At 62.2% G+C, this 20,891-nt stretch carries 19 protein-coding genes and 3 tRNA genes; 9 read left to right on the top strand and 13 right to left on the bottom strand.

The window, feature by feature from the left end; translation table 11 throughout:
• Positions 1-110: 110 nt before the first annotated feature.
• Positions 111-455: a hypothetical protein gene (locus M3P27_01710; GenBank protein MDP9267025.1), complete on the top strand. Its 345-nt coding sequence runs from the start codon at positions 111-113 to the stop codon at positions 453-455.
• Between the two features lie 105 nt (positions 456-560).
• Here the strand turns inward: M3P27_01710 and M3P27_01705 are convergent, their stop codons facing one another.
• Positions 561-887: a hypothetical protein gene (locus M3P27_01705; GenBank protein ID MDP9267024.1), complete on the bottom strand. Its 327-nt coding sequence runs from the start codon at positions 885-887 to the stop codon at positions 561-563.
• Between the two features lie 92 nt (positions 888-979).
• On the opposite strand from M3P27_01705, the gene M3P27_01700 reads away from it, so the two are divergent.
• The gene (locus M3P27_01700) at positions 980-1,168 is read left to right on the top strand and encodes a hypothetical protein (GenBank protein ID MDP9267023.1); all 189 of its coding nucleotides are present in this window, start codon (positions 980-982) and stop codon (positions 1,166-1,168) included.
• Positions 1,169-1,209: 41 nt separating this feature from the next.
• Here the strand turns inward: M3P27_01700 and M3P27_01695 are convergent, their stop codons facing one another.
• The 4 genes from M3P27_01695 to M3P27_01680 all read right to left on the bottom strand — a co-directional run bounded on the left by M3P27_01695 (position 1,210) and on the right by M3P27_01680 (position 5,443).
• Complete coding sequence (locus M3P27_01695; GenBank protein MDP9267022.1) at positions 1,210-2,160, bottom strand: ion channel; 951 nt, start codon at positions 2,158-2,160, stop codon at positions 1,210-1,212.
• Positions 2,161-2,275: 115 nt separating this feature from the next.
• The gene (locus M3P27_01690) at positions 2,276-2,473 is read right to left on the bottom strand and encodes a hypothetical protein (GenBank protein ID MDP9267021.1); all 198 of its coding nucleotides are present in this window, start codon (positions 2,471-2,473) and stop codon (positions 2,276-2,278) included.
• A 46-nt stretch (positions 2,474-2,519) separates the two neighbouring features.
• On the bottom strand, positions 2,520-2,912 hold the full coding sequence (locus M3P27_01685; GenBank protein ID MDP9267020.1) for a response regulator: 393 nt from the start codon (positions 2,910-2,912) through the stop codon (positions 2,520-2,522).
• Positions 2,909-5,443: a response regulator gene (locus tag M3P27_01680; GenBank protein MDP9267019.1), complete on the bottom strand. Its 2,535-nt coding sequence runs from the start codon at positions 5,441-5,443 to the stop codon at positions 2,909-2,911. Before M3P27_01680 ends, M3P27_01685 begins: the two co-directional genes overlap by 4 nt.
• 298 nt (positions 5,444-5,741) lie before the next feature.
• Here M3P27_01680 and M3P27_01675 point away from each other — a divergent pair, with 298 nt between their 5' ends.
• Entirely contained in the window at positions 5,742-8,177 is a 2,436-nt protein-coding gene (locus tag M3P27_01675) for a glycosyltransferase family 4 protein (GenBank protein MDP9267018.1), read from the top strand.
• On the top strand, positions 8,174-9,178 hold the full coding sequence (locus M3P27_01670; GenBank protein MDP9267017.1) for a glycosidase: 1,005 nt from the start codon (positions 8,174-8,176) through the stop codon (positions 9,176-9,178). Before M3P27_01675 ends, M3P27_01670 begins: the two co-directional genes overlap by 4 nt.
• A gap of 1,230 nt (positions 9,179-10,408) precedes the next feature.
• Here M3P27_01670 and M3P27_01665 read toward each other — a convergent pair.
• Both M3P27_01665 and M3P27_01660 read right to left on the bottom strand, forming a co-directional pair.
• Entirely contained in the window at positions 10,409-10,624 is a 216-nt protein-coding gene (locus M3P27_01665) for a hypothetical protein (protein MDP9267016.1), read from the bottom strand.
• 141 nt (positions 10,625-10,765) lie between these two features.
• Complete coding sequence (locus tag M3P27_01660; GenBank protein MDP9267015.1) at positions 10,766-11,143, bottom strand: hypothetical protein; 378 nt, start codon at positions 11,141-11,143, stop codon at positions 10,766-10,768.
• 239 nt (positions 11,144-11,382) lie between these two features.
• Here M3P27_01660 and M3P27_01655 point away from each other — a divergent pair, with 239 nt between their 5' ends.
• Complete coding sequence (locus tag M3P27_01655) at positions 11,383-11,925, top strand: plasmid pRiA4b ORF-3 family protein (protein ID MDP9267014.1); 543 nt, start codon at positions 11,383-11,385, stop codon at positions 11,923-11,925.
• Positions 11,926-12,563: 638 nt separating this feature from the next.
• Here the strand turns inward: M3P27_01655 and M3P27_01650 are convergent.
• Positions 12,564-13,106: a DUF3341 domain-containing protein gene (locus tag M3P27_01650; protein ID MDP9267013.1), complete on the bottom strand. Its 543-nt coding sequence runs from the start codon at positions 13,104-13,106 to the stop codon at positions 12,564-12,566.
• A gap of 719 nt (positions 13,107-13,825) precedes the next feature.
• Positions 13,826-13,922, bottom strand: a tRNA-Sec gene (locus M3P27_01645).
• Positions 13,923-14,087: 165 nt separating this feature from the next.
• Between M3P27_01645 and M3P27_01640 the strand changes: the two genes are divergently transcribed.
• The 3 genes from M3P27_01640 to M3P27_01630 all read left to right on the top strand — a co-directional run bounded on the left by M3P27_01640 (position 14,088) and on the right by M3P27_01630 (position 16,745).
• Positions 14,088-15,134: a PhzF family phenazine biosynthesis protein gene (locus tag M3P27_01640; GenBank protein ID MDP9267012.1), complete on the top strand. Its 1,047-nt coding sequence runs from the start codon at positions 14,088-14,090 to the stop codon at positions 15,132-15,134.
• A gap of 309 nt (positions 15,135-15,443) precedes the next feature.
• Positions 15,444-15,812 (top strand): response regulator, encoded by a 369-nt coding sequence (locus tag M3P27_01635; GenBank protein ID MDP9267011.1) that lies wholly within the window; start codon positions 15,444-15,446, stop codon positions 15,810-15,812.
• A gap of 228 nt (positions 15,813-16,040) precedes the next feature.
• Positions 16,041-16,745 carry an ABC transporter ATP-binding protein gene (locus M3P27_01630; GenBank protein MDP9267010.1) on the top strand — a complete coding sequence of 235 codons (705 nt, stop codon included), beginning with the start codon at positions 16,041-16,043 and terminating at the stop codon, positions 16,743-16,745.
• Positions 16,746-16,755: 10 nt separating this feature from the next.
• On the opposite strand, the gene M3P27_01625 is transcribed toward M3P27_01630, so the two are convergent.
• From M3P27_01625 to M3P27_01615, 3 genes are all read right to left on the bottom strand, one after another.
• Positions 16,756-16,830: transfer RNA gene (locus M3P27_01625), tRNA-Cys, on the bottom strand.
• A gap of 121 nt (positions 16,831-16,951) precedes the next feature.
• Positions 16,952-17,026, bottom strand: a tRNA-Gly gene (locus tag M3P27_01620).
• Positions 17,027-17,098: 72 nt separating this feature from the next.
• Positions 17,099-18,076, bottom strand: a complete 978-nt coding sequence (locus M3P27_01615) for a pyridoxal-phosphate dependent enzyme (protein ID MDP9267009.1) — start codon at positions 18,074-18,076, stop codon at positions 17,099-17,101.
• 83 nt (positions 18,077-18,159) lie between these two features.
• Between M3P27_01615 and M3P27_01610 the strand changes: the two genes are divergently transcribed.
• Entirely contained in the window at positions 18,160-18,885 is a 726-nt protein-coding gene (locus M3P27_01610; protein ID MDP9267008.1) for a formylglycine-generating enzyme family protein, read from the top strand.
• Between the two features lie 34 nt (positions 18,886-18,919).
• On the opposite strand, the gene M3P27_01605 is transcribed toward M3P27_01610, so the two are convergent.
• Positions 18,920-20,891 (bottom strand): S9 family peptidase (locus tag M3P27_01605; protein MDP9267007.1); only part of this gene is annotated, 1,972 nt, incomplete at its 5' end.

Below are 20,891 nucleotides of genomic sequence, written 5' to 3'. Positions count from 1 at the left end.
GAGATGCGCCGCGCCCGCGGGCCCTTCCGGGGGGACAACTGCTGCAACTTCTAGCGCCTACTTCTTCACTTACCTCTTCGGCTGCTTACTTTTTCGGTTGATCCGCCGACGTGCTCACGCTGGTGCTCGCGTCCGTCTTGGCTTTTGCGTTGCCGCTCGCGTCCAACTTGCCCTTGGAGACATTCGTGTTGGCGTTGGTGTCGCTGGATGCAGACGTTGAGCCCGAGTGGTTCACGTTGAGCGAGCGATCGCCGTGCTTCACGCTCGCGTCGGCCGCGCCGCTCGCCGTTGTGCTGGAGTTGGAGCTGGAGTTCGCGCTCGCCTTTGCACCGCTGTCGTTCGTTTTGGAGCTGGCCTGCTTGTCGGTGGACTTCGGTCAAGGAAAGCACCTCTCATGCCAGCAGGTACTCTGGCGTAAGTGGTTGCTGGACAAAGACTTGGGCAGGACAGGCTAGAGAAGAGGCCGGGAAAGAATTACAGGGTAGGAGTAGGGTATTCCTAGTGGTGCTACTTCTATTCGAGGGTCGCCGCAACGGCGGCCGGCGACCGCCTGCGTCGAACTAGCGGTTGCCGAAGTTGTCGTCGACGTCCAGATTCGCTGGCGCGCTGGGACCATCAAAGAATGCGACCGACTGCACCCCGGTGACCTCGATGCGCTTGCGGCATTGCACGTTCTTGCACATCACCAGGTCGTCTTTGCGGACCATGTAGGAGCGCGCCTTGGCAAACTTCGCGCGATCGTTCTCGTCGGCGCGCGGCGAAAGCTGCTTCTTCTTGGTGCGGACCAGCCACGCGAGCTCGTACTCGGCCGCCTTCCGGCACTTGGGACAGTGCAGCGTCGCCGCCTTCTTCTCTTCCCTCTCGTCGTAAAACTCGCGCTCGTCCATTGCCATGGTTGTCGTAATCTGCCGTCGTCGTCTGTCGCGCCTTACTGCTTGACGATTATTGCATAATGGGCGCGAGCGCGGGGGGGCGGAGCATGGCCAGGAAAGGCAAGCGGCGGAAGCAACGGAAGCTGACCGCGACCACGCTGGTGAAGTCGGCGGCACGCGAGCACGTGGGCATGCCGCCACCCACGCAGCGCGCTCCCGACCCGACCAAGGCGCACAAGGAAAAGCACAAGCCCACGTTGGGCAAGATGTTAGGCAAGCTGCTGGCGGAGGAGTAGCCGACGGCGGCTGGTAAGCGCTGGCGCGGATTCGCCACCATTCATTCCAGCGGCTCGACCAAGTGGAAGCGGGCGAGGTCGATGGTGACCTTCTTGCCGGGCCCGGGCGGCACGAAGACGCTGGCAAAGCGCGCGTTCCACACCACCTCATCCGCGACATACGAGGAGCGGGCGTGCACGCGCTCGGATGAGGTCTCGTCCGTTCCGGAGAGCAGGATAAGGAATTCGGCGCGGCTCTGTTTTAGCTCTTGCTCCGAGACGCCATGCAGCGGGCTGGTCTCGTCGATGGCGTGGACCACCGTCCAGCTCAGAGGGAAAAAGGCGACCGACGGACGCTCCAGCCCCAGGGTGTAGTACTGCCGCATCCGGACCCCCTCCTTTTCCTCGAAGCGGGTAAAGATCACCGCTGCCTTGAGCTCGATGATCTGGTTGTTGCGCGCGTTGACCACGCGGAACATGAACGCCTGCCCACCCTGAAACGGCGTGAGGACGGCCCGATCGCTGAAGACGATGTGGGCGACCGGCCGCGAAAAGCGCGCGAAGACCACACCGGTGATCACCGCAAAACTCACGATGGCAAAGAGTACCTCCGCCACCATCACCAGGTTAGCGGGCAAGCCGGTCACGACCAGGTTGCCGTAGCCGATGGTCGACGAGGTCTCCACGCTGAACAAGAAGGCGCGCAGGAACGAGCTCCCGACGCCCACGTCCCCCAGCAACGCTTCCGGCCCGCAGGCAAGATACACGAAGGCGAACAACCCATTGGCCACGCAATAGAAGCCGAAGACCAGCCCAAAGAACATCGGCCACGAGATGCTCAACAGCGCGTGATACAGGTTCAGCGTCTGCCAGAAGCCGATGCCCTCGCGATGCACGTTGAAGGTGCCGTCGCGATTGAGCAGGCGCTGCCCGCTCTCGCGCGATACCACCGCGCCAAAGCCGAGGTCGCGCTCCAGCACGTCGACCCGCTTGAAACCGTCCTGCGTGGCCATGGGGAGTGATGTTACGACAAACCCAGCGCTTGTGGCAGCATCGCGCAGCGGTGAGCCAATCAGCCGGTGTGTGGCCGGGGGCGGCAGGACCTGCGGCCAGCGTTATTCGCTGTGGTTATTCAGAATCCAGCAGAGCGCGGATGGACTGCTGGTCGTCGCCGCGCAGGTTGGCGAAGCGGACGCCGATCCTGCGTTTATCGTCCACCCGCTCGACCACCGCTCCCGTCCGGATGAGCCTGGGATTGCCGGGAAGGCAGAACTCGATGTGCAACGGGATGCGGGTCTCGAGCAACCGGCCGGCATCGATCAGCATGCCGCGAGGCTCGGCACATCATCCTCGACCGCCAGCACTTTCAGCCTCACGACGCCTCACGTCGCTCCGCCGCAGGAGTATCGAGCAGCAGCCGGATCTGCTCCCGGAACTCGGCTTTCTGCACCGGTTTGGTGAGGTAACCGTCAAACCCTTCCGCCAGGGCCCGTTCGCGGTCGCCCCGCATGGCAAAGGCGCTCACTGCCAGCACCTTCACCCGGGCAAGGTGCGGCCGCTTGCGCACCTCCTGAAGGAAAACGGAGCCACTCATCACGGGCATCTGCAGGTCGGTGAGAATCAGGTCGGGGAGCCGCAGCTCGAGTGCGGCCAAGGCCTCGATGCCGTTGACTGCCTCCTCGACCTCGTAGCCCGCAGCCTCGGCCATGGCGCGCAGCAGTTCGCGGTTGAGTTCGTTGTCTTCGACCAGCAGGATACGTTTCATGCGAGCTTCTTCGCGGCGGCGGCGTTCTGGCGCACGATCACGCTCGCCCGCGCCTGCAGTTCGTCATGCCAGTTCCCTGTCTTCCGCAGGATCAGCTGCGTTCGGTCGGAGAGGAAGACGAGCTCAGCCTCGGTGAGGTCCTTCCCGGTGAGGACGTAGACCGGCAGGTCCGCAAGCACCGGATCCGCACGGATCGCGCCCAGCACCTCAAAGCCATCCATGCCGGGCATCATCAGGTCGAGCAGGACGGCATCCGGACGGCTGCGGCGAATCATGCGCAGCGCCTCGGTGCCGGAACTCATCCATATTGGCCGGGCCCCGATCGCCTGCAACACCGCGGAACTCAGCTCGGCGCTGCGCGCGTCGTTGTCCACCACCAGCACCGTGACCACGCCATCGCTCTTCGGTGTGAGTCGCCGCACCACTGCCAGCAGATCGCTGCGCGAGACCGGCTTCACCAGGCAATCCGCCGCACCCAGCTTGATGGCAAGCTGCCGCTGCTCCACCACCGAGACGATCACCACCGGGATCCGCGCCGTCGCGGGATCGCTCTTGATGGCGTGCAACGTTTCCCAGCCGCTCTGCGACGGCATCATGATGTCGAGCGTGATCACGTCGGGGCGCAGCTCGCGCGCCTTGGCCAAGCCCTCTTCCCCTGACTGGGCCGGTTCGACGAGAAAACCGCTACTGCTCAGGTAATGGGTCTGTAACTCGACCACCGCAGGGTCATCGTCGACCACCAACACCAGCGGCGGCGGACGCTTCTCGTCATCCTCCCAATCCTGCTCCGGCACCGCCACGGGAAGCAGTGCGGCGGGCCGCGGCGGGCCGCCGGGCGGCGTGACGCCGGGCTGCGTGACGCCGGGTTGCGTGACCCCGGGTTGCTTGACCCCGGGTTGCTTGACCCCGGGCTGCGTGACCCCGGCTTGCGTGACGATCGCGAGCGCCGGCGCCACTTGTGCCGCCGTCGCGGTGACCAGCAGCGCGGCCGCCGGCATGCTGAACGTGAACGTGCTGCCCACCCCGGGGGTGCTTTCCACCCCGATCGTCCCACCTTGCTGCTCGAGCAGCCGGCGGGAGATCGCCAACCCCAGCCCGGTGCCTTCTTTCACCCCGCGGGTGGTGTCGCCGAGCTGCTTGAACTCTTCGAAGATGACTGCGGTGTCGGCGGGGCCAATGCCGATCCCGGTGTCGCTCACGCTCACCTGTACGACCTCGCCATGGCGCTCCGACCGCACCCGGATCTCGCCCCCCTCGGCAGTGAACTTGATGGCGTTACTGAGCAGGTTGTAGAGCACTTGCTTCACCCGGATGCGGTCGCCGTTGATGGTGTGCTCGCGGTCGACCTGGTTCACCACTAAAAGGTTCTTCATCATGGTGAGCGGCCTGGTGATGGAGAGCACCTCCGCCAGGGCCGAACTCACGGTGAAGGGTTCGACCTGGAACTCGACCTGCCCCGCTTCGATCTTCGAAAGGTCAAGGATGTCGTTGATGAGCTGTAGCAGGTGCTTCGAAGCGGTGCGCACGTGATTGATGAAACGTTTCTGTCCCACGTTCAGCAGCCCCGGGGTCTCATCCGCCAGCAACTCGGAAAAGCCCAGGATAGCGTTGAGCGGGGTGCGCAACTCATGGCTCATGCCGGCAAGGAATTGGCTCTTCAGCGTCGTGGCGCGCTGGACCTCGCGATTCTGCTGCTGCAGCTCCAGGTTCGCGATGCTGAGCTCGGCTTCCCGGCGTTCGATCTCGCCGGCCATGGCGTTGAAGGCCGTGGCCAAGGTCCCGATCTCGTCGTGGCGCTGGATGATGACGCGGTGTGATGTGGCGCCGCCCGCCACGGCCTGCGCACCGCGCAACAAAGTGGCAAGGGGCACGGTGATCTGCCGCGTCAACCCATAACCCAGCAGCACGACCAGCACAAGCGATGCCGCCGTCGCGCCGATGATCGTCCGCTGCGTGAGCTGGGCTTGATCCTCGGCGAGTTGGTGCCGGGTGGCGAGTAGAGACAGCTCGCTTTGCTCGAGCGCGAGCAGCAGAGTGTTGATCTGGTCCATCAGGACCTTGCCGCGATCGGTGCGCACCAGGGCGACCGCCGCTTCGAAACTATCCTCACGGCGCAGCCGGACGATCTCCGCCAGCAAGTCGAGGCGCGCTTGGATCAACGGCTCGAGGCGGGCAATGCGTTCCTGCTGTTGCGGGTTATCGACGGTCAGCTGGCGCAGGCGGCGCACGCGCTGCAATGCCTCGGCTGCCTCCTTCGCCATGCTGCCGGTGTACTCCTCGCTGCCGCTGATGACGAAGCCGCGGGCTGCGCTCTCGGCGCTGCTGAGCCGGGCATGCGCATCCTCGATCGCTTGCAGCACTTCATGCGAATGAATGACCCAGCGCTCGCTGGCTTGCGACGCGAGCGTGGTGCGATAGACAAGGATGCCCGACGCCAGCAGCGGGATCAGGACGCAGAAGAACGCCAGGTAGACGCGGGTGCGGATCGATAGCCCCGTGGTCGCGGTGCCGGCGGTGGATGCTTGCTCCATCGTGCTCCTTCGCGCCGACTAAGTCTCTCAGGTTGCGCGCGCGAAAAGTGAGCAAGAACGAGCATATTCAAAAAGAGATATCTATCGCATCCCGATTCAGGCGAGACCTGTAACACGACTGTCATGTGTCGTACGTCCGCGTCTCGCGGAGCGCCCAAAAAGGGGAAGCGCTCGCGCGCACAACAACGGCGGCCCTCCGCGTCTCCCCGTGGTCGATTCTGCTCAGTCGGCCGGCGCCATTCGGTGCGATGCTGAGTCACCAGCGGTTTTCGCTGGACCGCCCTACTTGAAAGGCCCCATGTCAGAGTCTCTCCGGCCGCTGCCGTTTTCTCCCACGCGCATCGCGATCATCGGTAATTTTCTGCCGCGGCAGTGCGGCATCGCCACCTTCACCACCGACCTGTGCGCCGCACTCACCGCTCATGACGCCGCGCCCAGCCTGTTCGCGGTCGCGGTCAACGACGCCGACGCGGAATACGATTATCCCGAGCGCGTGCGTTTTGAACTGCGCGAGAACGACCTGGCCTCCTATCGGGCGGCGGCGGAGTTCCTGAACTTCGCCAACGTTGACCTGGTCTGCTTACAACACGAGTATGGGATCTTCGGCGGCGCCGCCGGCAACTACATCCTGTGGCTGCTGCGTTCGCTGAAAATGCCGATCGTGACCACGCTGCACACCGTGTTGCGCGAGCCCGACCCGGAACAGCGCAAGGTGATGGAAGAGCTGGCCGAGTTGTCCGACCGCCTCATCGTGATGAGTGAGCATTCCTCGCAGTTCCTGCAAGACACCTACCACGTGCCCGCGGCCAAGATCGACTTCATCCCGCACGGCGTTCCCGACCTGCCCTTCGTCGATCCCAACTTCTATAAGGCGGCGGTCGGCGCGGAAGGCAAAGACGTGATCCTTACCTTCGGATTGCTCTCCCCCAACAAAGGTATCGAGAACGTGATCCGTGCCATGCCGCGCATCCTCGAGGAACACAAGGACGTGGTCTACCTGGTGGCGGGCGCCACGCATCCCCACGTGCGGCGGCGCGAGGGCGATAAATATCGCGAGTCGCTGCAGGCGCTGGCGCAGGAGATGGGCGTCGGAGCGAACGTGGTGTTCCACAACCGTTTCGTCAGTTCGGCGGAGCTGGTTGAGTTCCTCGGCTCCGCCGACCTCTACATCACGCCCTACCGCTCGGAGGCGCAGGTCGTCTCCGGTACCCTGGCCTATGCGCTGAGCGCGGGCAAGGCGATCATCTCCACCCCCTACTTGCATGCGCGTGAGCTGCTCGCCGAAGGCCGGGGCGTGCTGGTGCCGTTCAGCGATCCGGAAGCCATCGCGCGCAGCGCCATCGAGTTGTTAGCGGATGACGCCTCACGCCACGCCATGCGCAAGCGCGCCTACCAGCACGCCCGCGAGATGACCTGGGAGAACGTGGCCCGCCGCTATCGCGACGCGTTCAAGCACGCGCACAGCGATCGCGCGCGCGCCCCGCGGCCAGCTTTCGCCTCCGAGATCCCCGCGGCGCCGCTCGGCCGCCTGCCCGCGCTCAAGCTCGACCACCTGCTGCGGCTCACCGACGACACCGGCATAATCCAGCACGCGCTCTTCACCGTGCCCAATCTCGCCGAGGGCTACACCACCGACGATAACGCGCGCGCCCTGATCGTCGCCGTGCTGCTCGAGCAATCCGGGGCCGCGCCCGCGTTCGACAGCAGCCGCCTCGCCGCCAAGTATCTCGGCTTCCTGCAGATCGCCTTCGATCCGGAGACAGGAAGGTTCCGCAACTTCATGAGCCTGCAGCGCGACTGGATGATCACGGAAGGTACGGTCGCGGCCGGCTCCGAAGACTGCCATGGGCGCGCCCTGTGGGCCCTCGGGACGGTGATCGGACGCTCGCGCGATGCCGGGCTGCGGGCCGCCGCCGGCCGCCTGCTCGAACTGGCCTTACCGGCGGTGCGCGCGCTGGGCAGTCCGCGGGCCTGGGCCTTCGCATTGTTGGGCGTCCAGGAATATCTCGAATGGTTCCCCGGCGACCGCGACGCCGTGCACGTGAGCAATGAGCTGGCACAGCGCCTCTTCCATCGTTATAAGGACGCGCGCACTCCCGGATGGGACTGGTTCGAAGATTCCGTCGCCTACGCCAACGCGCGGCTGCCGCAAGCGCTATTGTCGGTCGCAGCGCGCGTGGAGGACGACAACGAAGACGGGCTGCCACTCGCCGCCGCGCTCGAGTCGCTGGAATGGCTGACGGCGTTGCAGCATCCCGAGCCCCAGGGACATTTCGTTCCCATCGGTTCGAGTGGCTTCTATCCCAAAGCCGGGCCGCGGGCGCGCTTCGATCAGCAGCCCATCGAGGCGGGCGCGATGGTATCCGCCTGCCTGCAAGCTTTGCGGGTGACCGGCGATGAGCGCTGGCGCGAGCGCGCGTGGTCGGCGTTCAACTGGTTCCTCGGCCACAACGATCTGCGCTTGCCGCTCTACGATGCCGCCAGCGGCGGCTGCCGTGACGGCTTGCATCCCGACCGCGCCAACGAGAACCAGGGAGCGGAATCCACGCTTGCGTTCCTTATGGCGCTGCTCGAGTTGCGTCTGCTGGAGCGGAGTGAACCGAAGCAGGCAAGCTTTGCGGAGCATGAGGGGGCCAAGTCGTCGGCCGGGGCCGAGCCCCGCGCCGATGTCCGAAGTAATGGCAGCGATGATGTCGGTAGTGACGTGTACGAAGCGACCGAGGCGGCCCGATGAGCGCGCCGGTGGCGGGTGTCATCACTCCCCGCATCGAGCGCCACCAGATATTGTTCAAGCGCTATCCCGGCAACCCGATCCTGACCGCTCAGCAATGGCCCTATCCCATCAATAGCGTATTCAACGCCGGGGCCACGTTGCTGGCGGACGGCACCACGTTGCTGTTGTGCCGCGTGGAGGACCGGCGCGGGCTCTCGCACCTCTGTGCCGCGCGCTCGGCCAATGGCGTGGACGACTGGATCATCGATCGCGAGCCGACCCTGCTTCCCGATGTGGTGCCACATCCGGAAGAGATTTGGGGCATCGAGGATCCGCGCATCACTTACGTCCCCGAGCTCGCCCAATACGTGATCACCTACACCTCGTTCTCGCGCGGCGGCCCTGGCGTCTCATTGGCGCTGACCAAAGACTTTCGCACCTTCGAGCGCTACGGTGTGGTGATGTCACCGGAAGATAAAGACGCTGCCCTGTTGCCTCGCCGCATCAACGGGCTGTGGGCACTGATCCATCGTCCCATGACCACGCTCGGCGTCCATATGTGGATCTCGTATTCACCCGACCTGCGCTACTGGGGCAAGCACCAGCTCATGCTGCAAGCGCGGCGCGGCGCCTGGTGGGACGCCAACAAGATCGGCCTCTCGCCGCCGCCCATCGAGACCGACCGCGGATGGCTCGTCCTCTATCACGGTGTGCGGCACACCGCCTCAGGGGCACTCTATCGGCTGGGCCTGGCACTGTTCGACCTCGAAGAGCCGCAGAAGTGCCTGCTCCGCGGCGAGTCGTGGATCTTTGGTCCGGAAGAGGAGTACGAACGCGTCGGCGATGTGCGCGACGTCGTCTTCCCGTGCGGATACACCCTCGGCGCCGACGGCGACACCATCAACCTCTATTACGGCGCCGCCGATTCCTGCATCGCCCTCGCCCACGGCAGCGTCCGCGCGCTGCTCCAGTGGCTCGACGTCAATGGCGTCTTCGAACGCCGGCAAGAAGGACGCGAGTAAGCCGCAAAGTTTAGACGGCGCTCCAAGTGCGCGATGAACTTTTTGCGCGAGTTTCTGCAGCGCGGCTCTTCTCATCGCTTTCAGGGCGAGCCATTGCGATAGAAAAATTGGCGGAAGCGTGTCGGAGTCGAACCGACCAGAGACGCCAAAGGCGCCTCTCGCTGGTTTTGAAGAACACTAGTGTATTCTGACCCGTTTTGAAAATTCTTGACTCTACTTGAATCTACAACCAGTTACAAGCCTGCTCTCCTGATCAGTTCGTACCGGATTAGGCGCGTTCTGAACATGGACCCATCACAATTTCATCACATCACTTAGCGCAAAAGCCTCACCGCTTCAACTTCCGAGTTGGCGACAATACGGGAGTCATCGTGTGCTGGCTCAAATCGAAATGCCCAGTGCGACCACTTGGACAGATAGCCCGTTACACGGCCAAGTGAATGTAATTCTCTTCAGCAAGCAATCCAGGAAGTTCAAATCCGCTAGGGCCGACCAATCAACAACTTAGGGGTCTTCCCTCCATCTCAAACAGAGGTTTTGACCCCATGTCTGAGTTCGAACGCTTCATTCAAGAGCGCATCTACCTACACAACGTTTCCCCTCGCAGTGGTTGGAGAAGTACCCTCTCACTCAAGATGGCCTGAAGCAGCTTGTAATCGACATGAGGCAAGCTGGTCTTCAGCCAATCTCCTGCAACAATCGCATCCGTTGCGTGAATGCCTATCTGAAGTGGCTCGGCTCGCCACTGCGGCTTGCAAAGCTACGTGAAGAGACAAAAGTTCTTCCGATATACACGAAGAACAGCTGCGCAGGGCTTGCGGGATTTCGGCCCAAGAACTTCAGCGACGTTCGGCTTCATGTGCTGGTGCTCACCCTCATGGACACTGGAATGAGGATTGACGAGCCGCTGCCGCTGAAGAAGTCGCAAGTGAACCTGGATCAGATGCTATTCACAGTGATGGGGAAAGGCCCAAAGAGAGGTAGGTGGCCTTCTCGTTCGAGCTGCGGAAGAGTCTCTGGAAAGTACCTCCAAATAACCAGGCGGGTCCGAGCTTTTGTTCCCGACGCGGGATGGTCGGAAGCAGAACAGGCGCAACGTGCTGAGGAATTTCAAGCTTCTGTGCAGGCCTTGGCTTCCAGGCCGTAGAGCGCAGCATCCACGCCTTGCGGCATACATTCTCAGGAACTACCTTCGTTCTCAGCCAGACAGAATAAGATTATGCCGACTCATTAAACTGTGTACTTCTTTGAAAGTTCGCCCTTGAAATGGCTTTCAACATCTTCACGAGTCAGCGGGTTTCTTGCTTTGGCCAATAAGACCGAATAGACGACCTCACTACCTGCAAGCTGCGCGGTGATAAACGCCCCGTCCAATGGCAGTTCTTGGTAGATGAACTTCACGTTTCTGCCGTCTGCGAGTGTTTTGATCCACTCTTCGTCTGGCATTTTCGGACCTCTTCAGTGGAGATCAGTGTATGTCGCGAGTCTACATTGTTCAATGCCAGAAATCGCTGGCGAGGATTGAAAAGGAGGGAGCCTACGAATTGAGGAGGCCAAAGCCAGGCCGACTGTCGCACGCCGATTCAGTTAACTGTCTTCGTTCATTGTTGCGGTTGACGGTTTTGGTTCGGCGGTAACGGTAACCTTAACGTGAGCACCCTCTTTGAGCCTCACATCATCTCCGTGTTCGTCAGTCAACGTATTTTCAATACGAAGATCCCGATACTTGTGATCGGCCCCGTCAACAGCAATCTGCGCCTTTTCAGGTTGGCCCGGACCTGGAGACGGGATGATCTTGTCGACGGTGCCGGGCATAGCGGTACTTGGCGGTTCTGGAATTCGCGCAGTATCCAGATTCAGTTCCGCTATTCTTGCGGATCTGGCCATGCGCGGCTTCGCCATTTCCTTCTCGACGCTGACACGTGTCGTGTTGGCGGGTTCTTTCTTAGTTTTATTATGCATCATGCCCCATCATGACAATGATATGGAAGCCGCGCAGTCCCATTTCGCACAGTTGCGAACTGCGTGCAATTTGACGAGCATGGTCAGAGGAGGAGCAACCCTCGCAACCGGGCAATAGACCTCGCCCCCACCCGCCGGTAGAGCTACCCCGCCAATCCCTGCCTTGTACAAGGTGGCAAAGCCCCGCCTCTAGAGGTCGAGCCCGCAGAGGCTAGAATCGGAGCTCCGGCGGCGGACTACCTGTGAAACTATTGCAGCTCAAAATCAACTTGTTGAACGTGGTACCGGCAGTGTGGCGGCGATTTGTGGTTCCGGGCGAGTTGACGCTGGCGGAATTGCACGCGGTGATTCAGACGGTGATGGGCTGGAAGAACGCCCACGTGCATCAGTTCCGGGTTGCGGGCACGAAATATTCCGATCCGAAGTTCGAGCTGGGCGATGATGTCCTCAACGAGCGCCGAGCAATCTTAGGCAAGTTGCTGATAACCAGAGGTGCTCGACTGGAATATGTTTGCGACTCCGGTGATTACTGGCAGCACGAATTGGTAGTTGAAGAAGTACTTGTCTCGGACCGCCGGCAGGACCAACCGATCTGCCTTGCCGGGGAGTGCGCGTGTCCGCCCGAGGATTGTGGTGGGCCAGGGGGGTATGAAGAACTGTTGGAAGCTTTAGCAAATCCGCAACATCCAGAGCATCACGAGATGCGCGTCTGGGCGGGAAGGAAGTTCAACCCGGAACGCTTCGATCTTGCAGCCGTGAGCCGCCGACTAAAGAAGCGCCGCTGACAAATCAAGTATCAAGGCTGGGTGCAATGTCTACCGTGGGTAACATCGCAGTTTGAGATGTGGCGCAGCTGCGATTTCATCCGCAAGACGCGATGAGGGTATTCCACACCACGGCAGGCGCAAGCGGCTGAGCCCTTAAGTAGTTACTTGGGAATTCAACAGAAAAACGCGTTAGCTTCATCGACAAACCCTCGCAACCGGGCCATAGGTCCTCGCCCCCACCGCCGGTCTAGCTACCCTGCAAATCAAACGCCAGGGGGCGCCACAGGCTTGCCTGCTTAGGTTCCAACCCCCGAAGCCGGTGGAGACTTTGGCTGTCCCCTCGGCAACATCATCATCTGGCTGCCGGCTCCAGAGCAGGATCCGGCGCAGGAATGGACGGTAGAATCGGAGCTTCCGAGGAAGCGAGCAGCAGTGAAACTATTGCAGATCAAAATCACCTTGTTGAATGTGGTCCCGGCGGTGTGGCGGCGGTTTGTGGTCCCAGCCCGGGAGTGGCTGCTGAGTTTGACGGGGGTCTAGGAGAAACCCCACCCCCTCCGCCAAGACCGGGCGGAAGGGTGGGGCAACCCCGAGAGAATCAGGAACGGGAAAAAATGGGCCAGCCCCCAGAGCTGATGGGCCGGCCCCCAGCCTTACTAGGCCACATTCTTGGTATTCACAGAGGACTCTCCCGTGGAGGAGACATCCTCTCCGCCCGCAACTTTCAAGATCTCCTTGGCGCGCGTGATTTCCTCTGCCGTGTCGCAATGAACGGAGAGGAGAATCCCGCCCTTCTGCAGGCGACCTTCATAGCGCTTGGCTTCGAATTCAGGGATACCCATGCCGACCAAGGCGCCGGTAACCCCGCCCACTGCTCCGCCAACGCCCAGCCCCGCGAGCCCTGCCATGATCGGGCCTGCGGCGATGAACGGGCCCAGGCCAGGGATGGTCAACAGACCAGCCCCTACCAGCACGCCGAGCGCGCCACCAATCACGCCGCCTGTGGTCACGCCGGCGGCTGCGCCCTCGGGGGCCTTGGTGGCCTTTTCCGTTCCCATGTCCTTGGCGCCAAGACTCTCAGGCAAGAGTACGGAAATATCCGCAGCCGGAAAGCCCGCCTTGACGAGCGAATCGGTAACATTTTCGACCGCAGCGCGAGTCGAGTAGATCCCAAACACCCCTACTTTTTTAGCTGACATTATGTCTTTCCTCCTTGAGTTTTGAAGCAGTTCGATTTCTGCTCAGTTAGTTGGAAGGTGCGACTTCGAGTCGCGTGATTGGTTTGCCTTGTAAGGCCGCGTTACAGCTTTGGTTCCCGTCGCTGGGGAGAACACGGCACGGACACCAGATTAGGCGTCGAGAATGAGGAACGGCTGTCCCGTTTTGGACACGTTCGCAATTTGGTCCGACGACAGGAGTCCGCGTCCTTCGAACCGAAATGCTTCTTGTAGGAGGCCCGAAAGAAGGCGCCGGGCGGCGTGGCGCTCCGTTCGGGTACTTCTCGCGAGCGTGGGGGCGCGTTACGGACGTGATGGCATTCACGTCTCCAGAGCGATCTTCCATTTTCGCGCTGGCAGATCTCTGCGCGTTTGCTGTGTCGCGCCAACAGCAGCAGCGAGAGCATTGGGGGCTTTATGACCGCATCATGCCACGTCGTTACGCGAGTAAGTATTTTCCCCAGTAACTAGCCTGACCAATTCCTCTAAGTCCTCCTGCCATAGCCCGCGACCTGCCGCCAATACCCCACAAATTCGAGTTGCACCACTACTTGCGATTCTTGGCAGGCAGTGAGTCGAAACTCGCGGTTTGCGAGTCAGAACAGGTTGTGGATTATCACGATTTCATCACAATACCCGCTTGAGCAGTCCGGGCCGAAGGGCTACTGTTCGTCATAACTCCGCGTAAGTCATTAAATAAATGGCGGAAGCGTGTCGGAGTCGAACCGACCAGAGACGCCAAAGACGCCTCTCGCTGGTTTTGAAGACCAGAAGGGTCACCGGACCCCATGCGCTTCCCGAAGAGGTTTCTCGTTTCTCGTGTCTCGTTTCTCAAAGGGAGCGGTCTGGCACTCGAGAAACCAGAAACGAGGAACAAGAAACCCGAAACCAGAAAAACCAGAAACGGAACGGTTAGAATACGGTTCGGTTTCCGCAGCGTCAAACTGCGGGCCGGAGGACCGGATGTACGAGCGTCGCTTCCCCTTCGTCAAGCTCGACGTCTTTACCGCGACCCCGCTCGAGGGAAACCAGCTCGCCGTCTTCACTGACGCCCGTGGCCTCTCCGATGCCGACATGCAGGCGCTGGCTCGCGAGATGAACCTCTCCGAGACCACTTTCGTCTTCCCCCGCGACTTTGCCACCGAGCGCGAGCGCGGCATCCGGACGCGCATCTTCACCGTGGCGGAAGAGCTGCCCTTCGCTGGTCATCCCACGCTCGGCACCGCCTTCGCGCTGCACGGACCCGACCGTCGCTTCGGCGGCGGCAGCGGCAAGCTCCGCGTCTATGGCCACGAGAACCGCCTCGAGCTTGACCTCAACGTGGGCAAGATCCCGGTGGAGTTCAGCTTCAAAGACGGGCGCCTCTTCGGCGAGATGACGCAGCCAGACCCTGCCTTCGGCAACGTGCTGAAGCCGGAGGATGTTGCCCCGGTCGCCGGGCTCGAGATCTCGGACCTGGAGCGTGGCCTGCCCATCCAGACGGTCTCGACCGGCATGCCGTTCGCCATCGTGCCGCTGAAGTCGTTGGAAGCGCTGGGGCGCATCCGGCTGGATTGGAAGCGCGCCGAGGAATACCTCTCGCGCACCGACGCCAAGTTCCTCTACTTCATCACTCCCGGCGGAATCGCTGCGGACGATGCTCTGGGCGGCAAAGCTGTTCCGCCGGGCGGCAAAGCAACTCCGCCGGGCGACAAAGCAACTCCGCCGGGTGGCGAAGCAACACCAAAGATGCGGGCGCGCATGATCTTCTACAACGGCGAAGACCCCGCCACCGGCTCCGCCGCCGGCTGTTGTGCAGCGTGGATGGTGCGCCACGGTGTGGCGCAGCCCGACCAGCCAGTGCTGATCGAGCAAGGGGTGGAGATGAAGCGGCGCTCGCTCATCCACGTGCGCGCGTCAAAGTCCGACGTCGGATCGACCCCAGGGAAATCCACAGAAGGTTACAGTGTCGTTAACGTGCGCGTTGGCGGGAATGTCGTAGAAGTGATGCAAGGTGAGGTTTTCCTCTAAGGCGCACACGCGCGCAACGCAAGAATGGCGGGCACTCACACGTCGTGCCAACCGCGAATGTCTCAAAGATAGGACAATCACCTAATAGCGTCCGCGTCACTTTACAGCTACCGTCCTCGCCAGTACGATTCGCCAACGTTCTGACGCTCTGACGAACCAAGAAAATCAAAAAAAGAAGATTCGGACCCCAGCGTCGGCTCTGGCACTGGCCTTCCGTCTGTACCTCAGGGGACCGCACCGAACATGAAGCCGAAGAGGACCATTCTCTGCGTCGATGACAATGAACAATCCCTATCCATCCGCAAAATAATGCTGGAGACACGTGGTTACCGCGTGATCGCCTGCCACAATGGCCGCGTCGCGCTTGAAGTCTTTGAGCGCGGCGGCATCGACTTGGTGCTCAGCGACCTCGTCATGCCTGACCTCGACGGTACCGAACTCATCGAGAGGATAAAGACGCTCTCCCCGGAGACCCCGGCCATCCTGTTCTCGGGAAAAATAAAAGTCTATGAGCGCGATACCCGCGCCGATATTTTTCTTCCCAAGGGCATGTACGCGCCCGCCGAACTGCTGGAGCGCATCCGGCTGCTGCTGGTGCGCAAGCGCGGCCCGAAGAAGGGTGTGGCCCGGGTCACGACCGCCCACGCTGCTGTTCCGCGGCAGATCGCCAGCGCCTGAACGTTTGGAGTCGGAGTTGAGGAACAAGCCGCCTGCGAGGGCGGCTTTGTTCTTGGCTCACAGGACTGTGTTGCCTTGAAAGGCCATGCTGAGTGACCGAGGGACCCCCGGCGTCTTCTGCAGCCGGGGTATCGGTCGCGAAGCATCTTTAAAGGGTTGTCCCGCGAAACCGAGGTCCTCCGTCGCCGCTCACCCGCCCTCCTCGTCGTGTAAACTCTTTGGTTTCCGATGGCTGCGATCATCCAGACCGACAACGTGACCAAGGTCTACCGCGTGGGCAAGGTAGACGTGCCTGCGCTGCGCGGTGTCTCGTTCGTCATCGAGCGCGGCGAGTTCGTCAGCATCGTGGGGCCCTCGGGCTCGGGCAAGTCCACGCTCTTCTATCTTTTAGGCGGGCTCACGCGCGCCACCACCGGCAAGGTGATCATCGACGGCGAGGATTTCGCCCAGCTCTCCGACGCCGAGCGCACGCGGCTGCGCAAGCGGCGCATCGGCTTCGTCTTTCAGAAATTCAACCTGCTGCCCACGCTCGACGCGCTCGGCAACATCCAGATCGCGCACGATATCGCCGGCGGCAACGGCGAGCTCGACCGCGCGTATCTCGACCAGATCGTCGGCATGCTCGGCCTGGCGGGCCGCCTCGACCATCGGCCGTCAGAGCTGAGCGGCGGCGAGCAGCAGCGCGTGGCGCTGGCGCGCGCGCTCATCCATCGTCCGGCCATCATCCTGGCAGACGAGCCCACCGGCAACCTCGACTCCAAGAATTCCGACATCGTGCTGAAGATGCTGCGCCAGTCGAATCAGGAGTTGGGCCAGACCGTGCTGATGATCACCCACAACCCCGCAGCCGCCACCGTCGGCGACCGCATCATTCACATGCGCGACGGCGCCATCGTCGCGCCCGAAGAAGATCCGCAGTGGGTTCATCACTAGGGGAAGAGTTTGGAGGCGCGGGGCGGAATCGAACCGCCGAATAGAGGTTTTGCAGACCTCTGCCTTACCACTTGGCTACCGCGCCGTACCATTTCACTAGAGGATCGCCGCAGCGCTTTTGCTTCGCGCTTTTCGCGCTCGGCCCGGCTGCGTCCGCCATTCTCAATGAACGAAACCCTCGCAGGAGCGAGGGTCAAAGAAAAAAATGGAGCGGGAGACGGGATTTGAACCCGCGACTTCGACCTTGGCAAGGTCGCACTCTACCACTGAGTTACTCCCGCTCGAATCTTCTGATTATAGCGAAGCCGCGGAAACACGGTCAAACCCACGTTTTTCGCGGCTGAATCCCTTCCCTACGCACTCGCCACCAGCTCGTTGAACTTTGCCAGGTCGATGTTGCCGCCGCTGACCACGCACACGATCTTCCCCGCGCCCGCTTTCCCGCTCAAGCCGCCCGCGACAGCGCACGCGCCCGCGCCTTCCGCGATCACGTGATTGCGCTCCGCGACCAGGCGCATCGCGCGCCGGATCTCGTCGAGCGAACTCACGATCGACCCTGCCAGCAGGTGATGCGCCAGCGCCCACATCCGCGGGAAGACGGACTTGCCGCCGCAGCCATCCACCCAACTCGCCTTCCAGTTGGGAAAATCCTGGGCGCCTCCGGCTTTGAGGCAATGCGCGAAGGGATGCGCCGTCTCCGGCTCCGCCGCGTACACCTTGGCCTGTGGCCGGTAGTGCTTCATCACGGTAGCGATGCCGCAGGCGAGACCGCCGCCGCCGAAGGCCGCGACCACCGAATCCACGTCGGGCAGGTCTTCGAGGATCTCGATGCCGGCGGAAGCGTTGCCGGCGATGAACTCATCGTCCTCGAACGGGTGGACGAACGCGCCTTCCATCTGCGGATGCGTGCGCTCGGAGAGCGCCTTCCAGCATTCGTCGAAGGGAGCTTTCACGAACGTGGCGCCGAGCCGCTCGATGGCGGTGAGCTTGGTCGCGGGCGCGGTGTCCATCACCAACACTTTGCACGGGACGCCCGCCTTCTTCGCCGCCAGCGCGACGCCCTGCGCGGCGTTGCCGGCGCTCACCGTCCACACCCCACGTTTGCGCTGCGCTTCCGGCAGCAGGCGCACGGCGTTATATGCGCCGCGGATCTTGAAGGAGCCGATGGGCTGCAGGTTCTCGAGCTTCAAGTAGATCTCGGCGGGGCCGTCGTGGTTCAGCCGGACGAGCGGCGTGCGTACCGCCGCTTCGTAGACGTGTTTGGCGGCGTCTTCGATCAGGTCGAGCGGTATCTCGCGACGCACCTGTACAGGAGCGATGTTGGCTGGCATGGTTTCCCTCTGGTTTCGTGAGTACGCTATGTTCTGCCGATATTATTACTCTCAGTAGCAGGAAATCACGCCCTTATCTCTTTATGAGCTCACCGCCTGTAGCACGGACCGCGATCGAGGTCGAACCGGCGCTGGTCCGCATTCCGGAAGGCTGGTTTCAGATGGGGCATCCACAAGGCTTCGACAGTGAGCGTCCCGTACACCGCGTGTGGGTAGACGCATTCCTAATGGCCGCGCGCCAGGTGGCGAACACGGAGTACGCGCGCTTTCTCGACAGCACACAGTCACCGCCGCCGCTCTTCTTCGCAAAGCCCGGCTTCGATCATCCGCAGCAACCCGTGGTTGGCGTCTCCTGGTTCGAAGCCGTCGCATACTGCGAGTGGCTCTCGCACCAGACTGGCAAGCGCTATCGGCTGCCGACGGAAGCCGAGTGGGAGTGCGCCGCGCGTGGCGGCCGCGAGGGCACCTTGTATCCCTGGGGTGAAGACCCGCCGCAATCGCGCGCGGGATATCGCGCCCGCTGGATCACTGGGCCGGAACCGGTCGGTGGCACGCCCCCGAACGCCTCCGGCTTGTATGACATGTGCGAGAACGTGCACGAGTGGTGCAGCGACTGGTTCGATGCGGAATACTACGCAAGCTCTCCCGCGCGCGACCCGCGTGGCCCCGAGGCCGGGACGCGGCGTGCCTCGCGTGGCGGCTCGTGGCGGCATCATGTCAAGACGTCATGCTGCCACACCCGCTCGAGCATCCCACCGCAGTTCCAGTACGCCGACTACGGTTTCCGTGTCGCGTGCGATGTAGATTGAGCCTAAACATCCGCCGCGTTCATTCTCCCTTGGATCATTCTCCTTTTGGTCGTTTCTCGGTCTTCTGGAGCGCACCGCGCGGCTTCATCGTGCCCGGCGGCACCGAGACGTCTTGACCAGTGACGTCTTTGAACTGCGGCACATCTTTGCCGAGCAGGTACTTGTCCATCCATCCCACGATGGCCTGCAAGCGTTCGACGCGATGCCATGGCTGCCCGGAGCGCGAGAGCTCGTGCGACTCGCCGGGGAAGCGCACCATCGCGGTAGGACGCTTCAGGAATTTCAGCGCGCGGAAAAGTGTTTCCCCGCCCGCGCTCGGCGGCGTACGCCAATCGACTTCGCCGAGGATGAACGCCATCGGCGTGTGGATGTTCGTGACGAAAGTCAGCGCGGAACGGTTCTTGTAGTCCTCGGGATCGAGGAAGGGCGGCTGGCGGAACCAGCTGGGTTGGAAGAGTGTGAAGTCGGCGGTGTACCACCAGTTTGCCCAATCGGCGATATCGCGTTGCGAGACCGCGGCGCGGAAGCGGTCAGTATGCGTCACCGTCCAGTTGGTGAGCACGCCTCCGCCCGAGCCACCGGTCACGCCGAGCTTCGCGGTGTCGATGGAACCGCGCTTGATCAGCTCGTCCACGCCGGCCATCAGGTCTATGTAATCGTCGCCCGGATAGTGGTACTGGATGATGTTGCCGAAATCCTGCCCGTACGAGGTCGAGCCGCGCGGGTTGGGGTAGAGGACCACATATCCCCTCGCCGCCATCCATTGGAACTCGTGATCGAACACGTATCCGTAGGCCGCGTGCGGGCCACCATGAATATTCAGGATGAGCGGATACTTCTTTCCCGCGTCCGGATTAAAGTCCGGCGGCTTCTGCACCCATGCCTGTATCTTCTTGCCGTCGAAGCTGGTGTACCAGATCTCTTCCGGCTCGGTGAGGTTCAGTTCCGCGAACAGCGGCCGGTTGAACTGCGTGAGCTGCCGTGGTTGTCCGCCGTTTAACAGAAACACGTCGCCGATGTTCGTCGGCGTTGAGAGGATCACAGCGATCATCCCGTTCGGACCGGGAGCATAGCTCTGCACCGCCTGCTTCCCCGCCGTCACGTCGGTTGGCCTGACCGGGCCGGTGACATTCAGCGGGAAACGCATCAGGTTGGCACGACCTTCGCGCGCCACACGCTCGATGATGGCGTTCCCGTCGGCTGTCCAGATGGGACGCGAGCCAGAGTTGCCGCGGGGCGCGGAATTGTCGCCACCCACGCCGCCGCCGGCTTCGATGTCCGTTCCCGCGGTCACGTTCACCGGCTTCGCGCCAGGTGTGAGTTCGAGCGTCCACAGGTCAGCCTTGGTATACGACTGCACCGGCTTGGTCTTCGCCGCGATGAACGCAACCCGTTTGCCGTCGGGTGACAACGACATGTCGCCGATGCCCATGTCGATGGCAGCGATCTTCGTTGTCGCACCGCCGTTCGAAGGGACCGCGTAGATATCGGTCTGCGGCAACTCGTAGTAGGGCTCGTCGATGCGCGTGCTGGTGAAATAGATCGACGCGCCATCGCGCGACCAAATCGGATCGTCCTCGTCATACTTGCCGGTGGTGAGCTGCTTCGCCGCGACCGGCTCGTCGGCCGATTCAGGCACGTCCACAACCCAAAGATGCGCGACGTGTTTGGGATCGAGATATCCCGGACCGTTGAAGCGATAGGTGGCGCGCGTGATGGTGCGAACGTCGCTCTCGTGCTCGGATTCGTCGGGCGTTTTCTTGTCGTCGGCCGGCTTGGCCGAGCCTTCACCAGTCTTGGTATCGGAACCAGCGTCCGAACCGGGCTTCTTCCCGTCGTCTTTTTTCTCTTCTCCCTTCTTTTCGTCTTCTTTCTTGTAGTCCTGCACGCGCTTGCGCGCGGCCTTCTCCTTGTTTTGCTTCTCGATGTCTTTGTCGTTCGCCTCACAGATGAAGGCGATGCGCTTGCCGTTGGGCGACCACACCGGCGCGGACGCGCCTTCGGGC

This window comes from Acidobacteriota bacterium, assembly GCA_030774055.1.
Lineage (GTDB): Bacteria > Acidobacteriota > Terriglobia > Terriglobales > Acidobacteriaceae > JACPNR01.
This window is presented reverse-complemented; position numbering and strand designations above follow the sequence as displayed.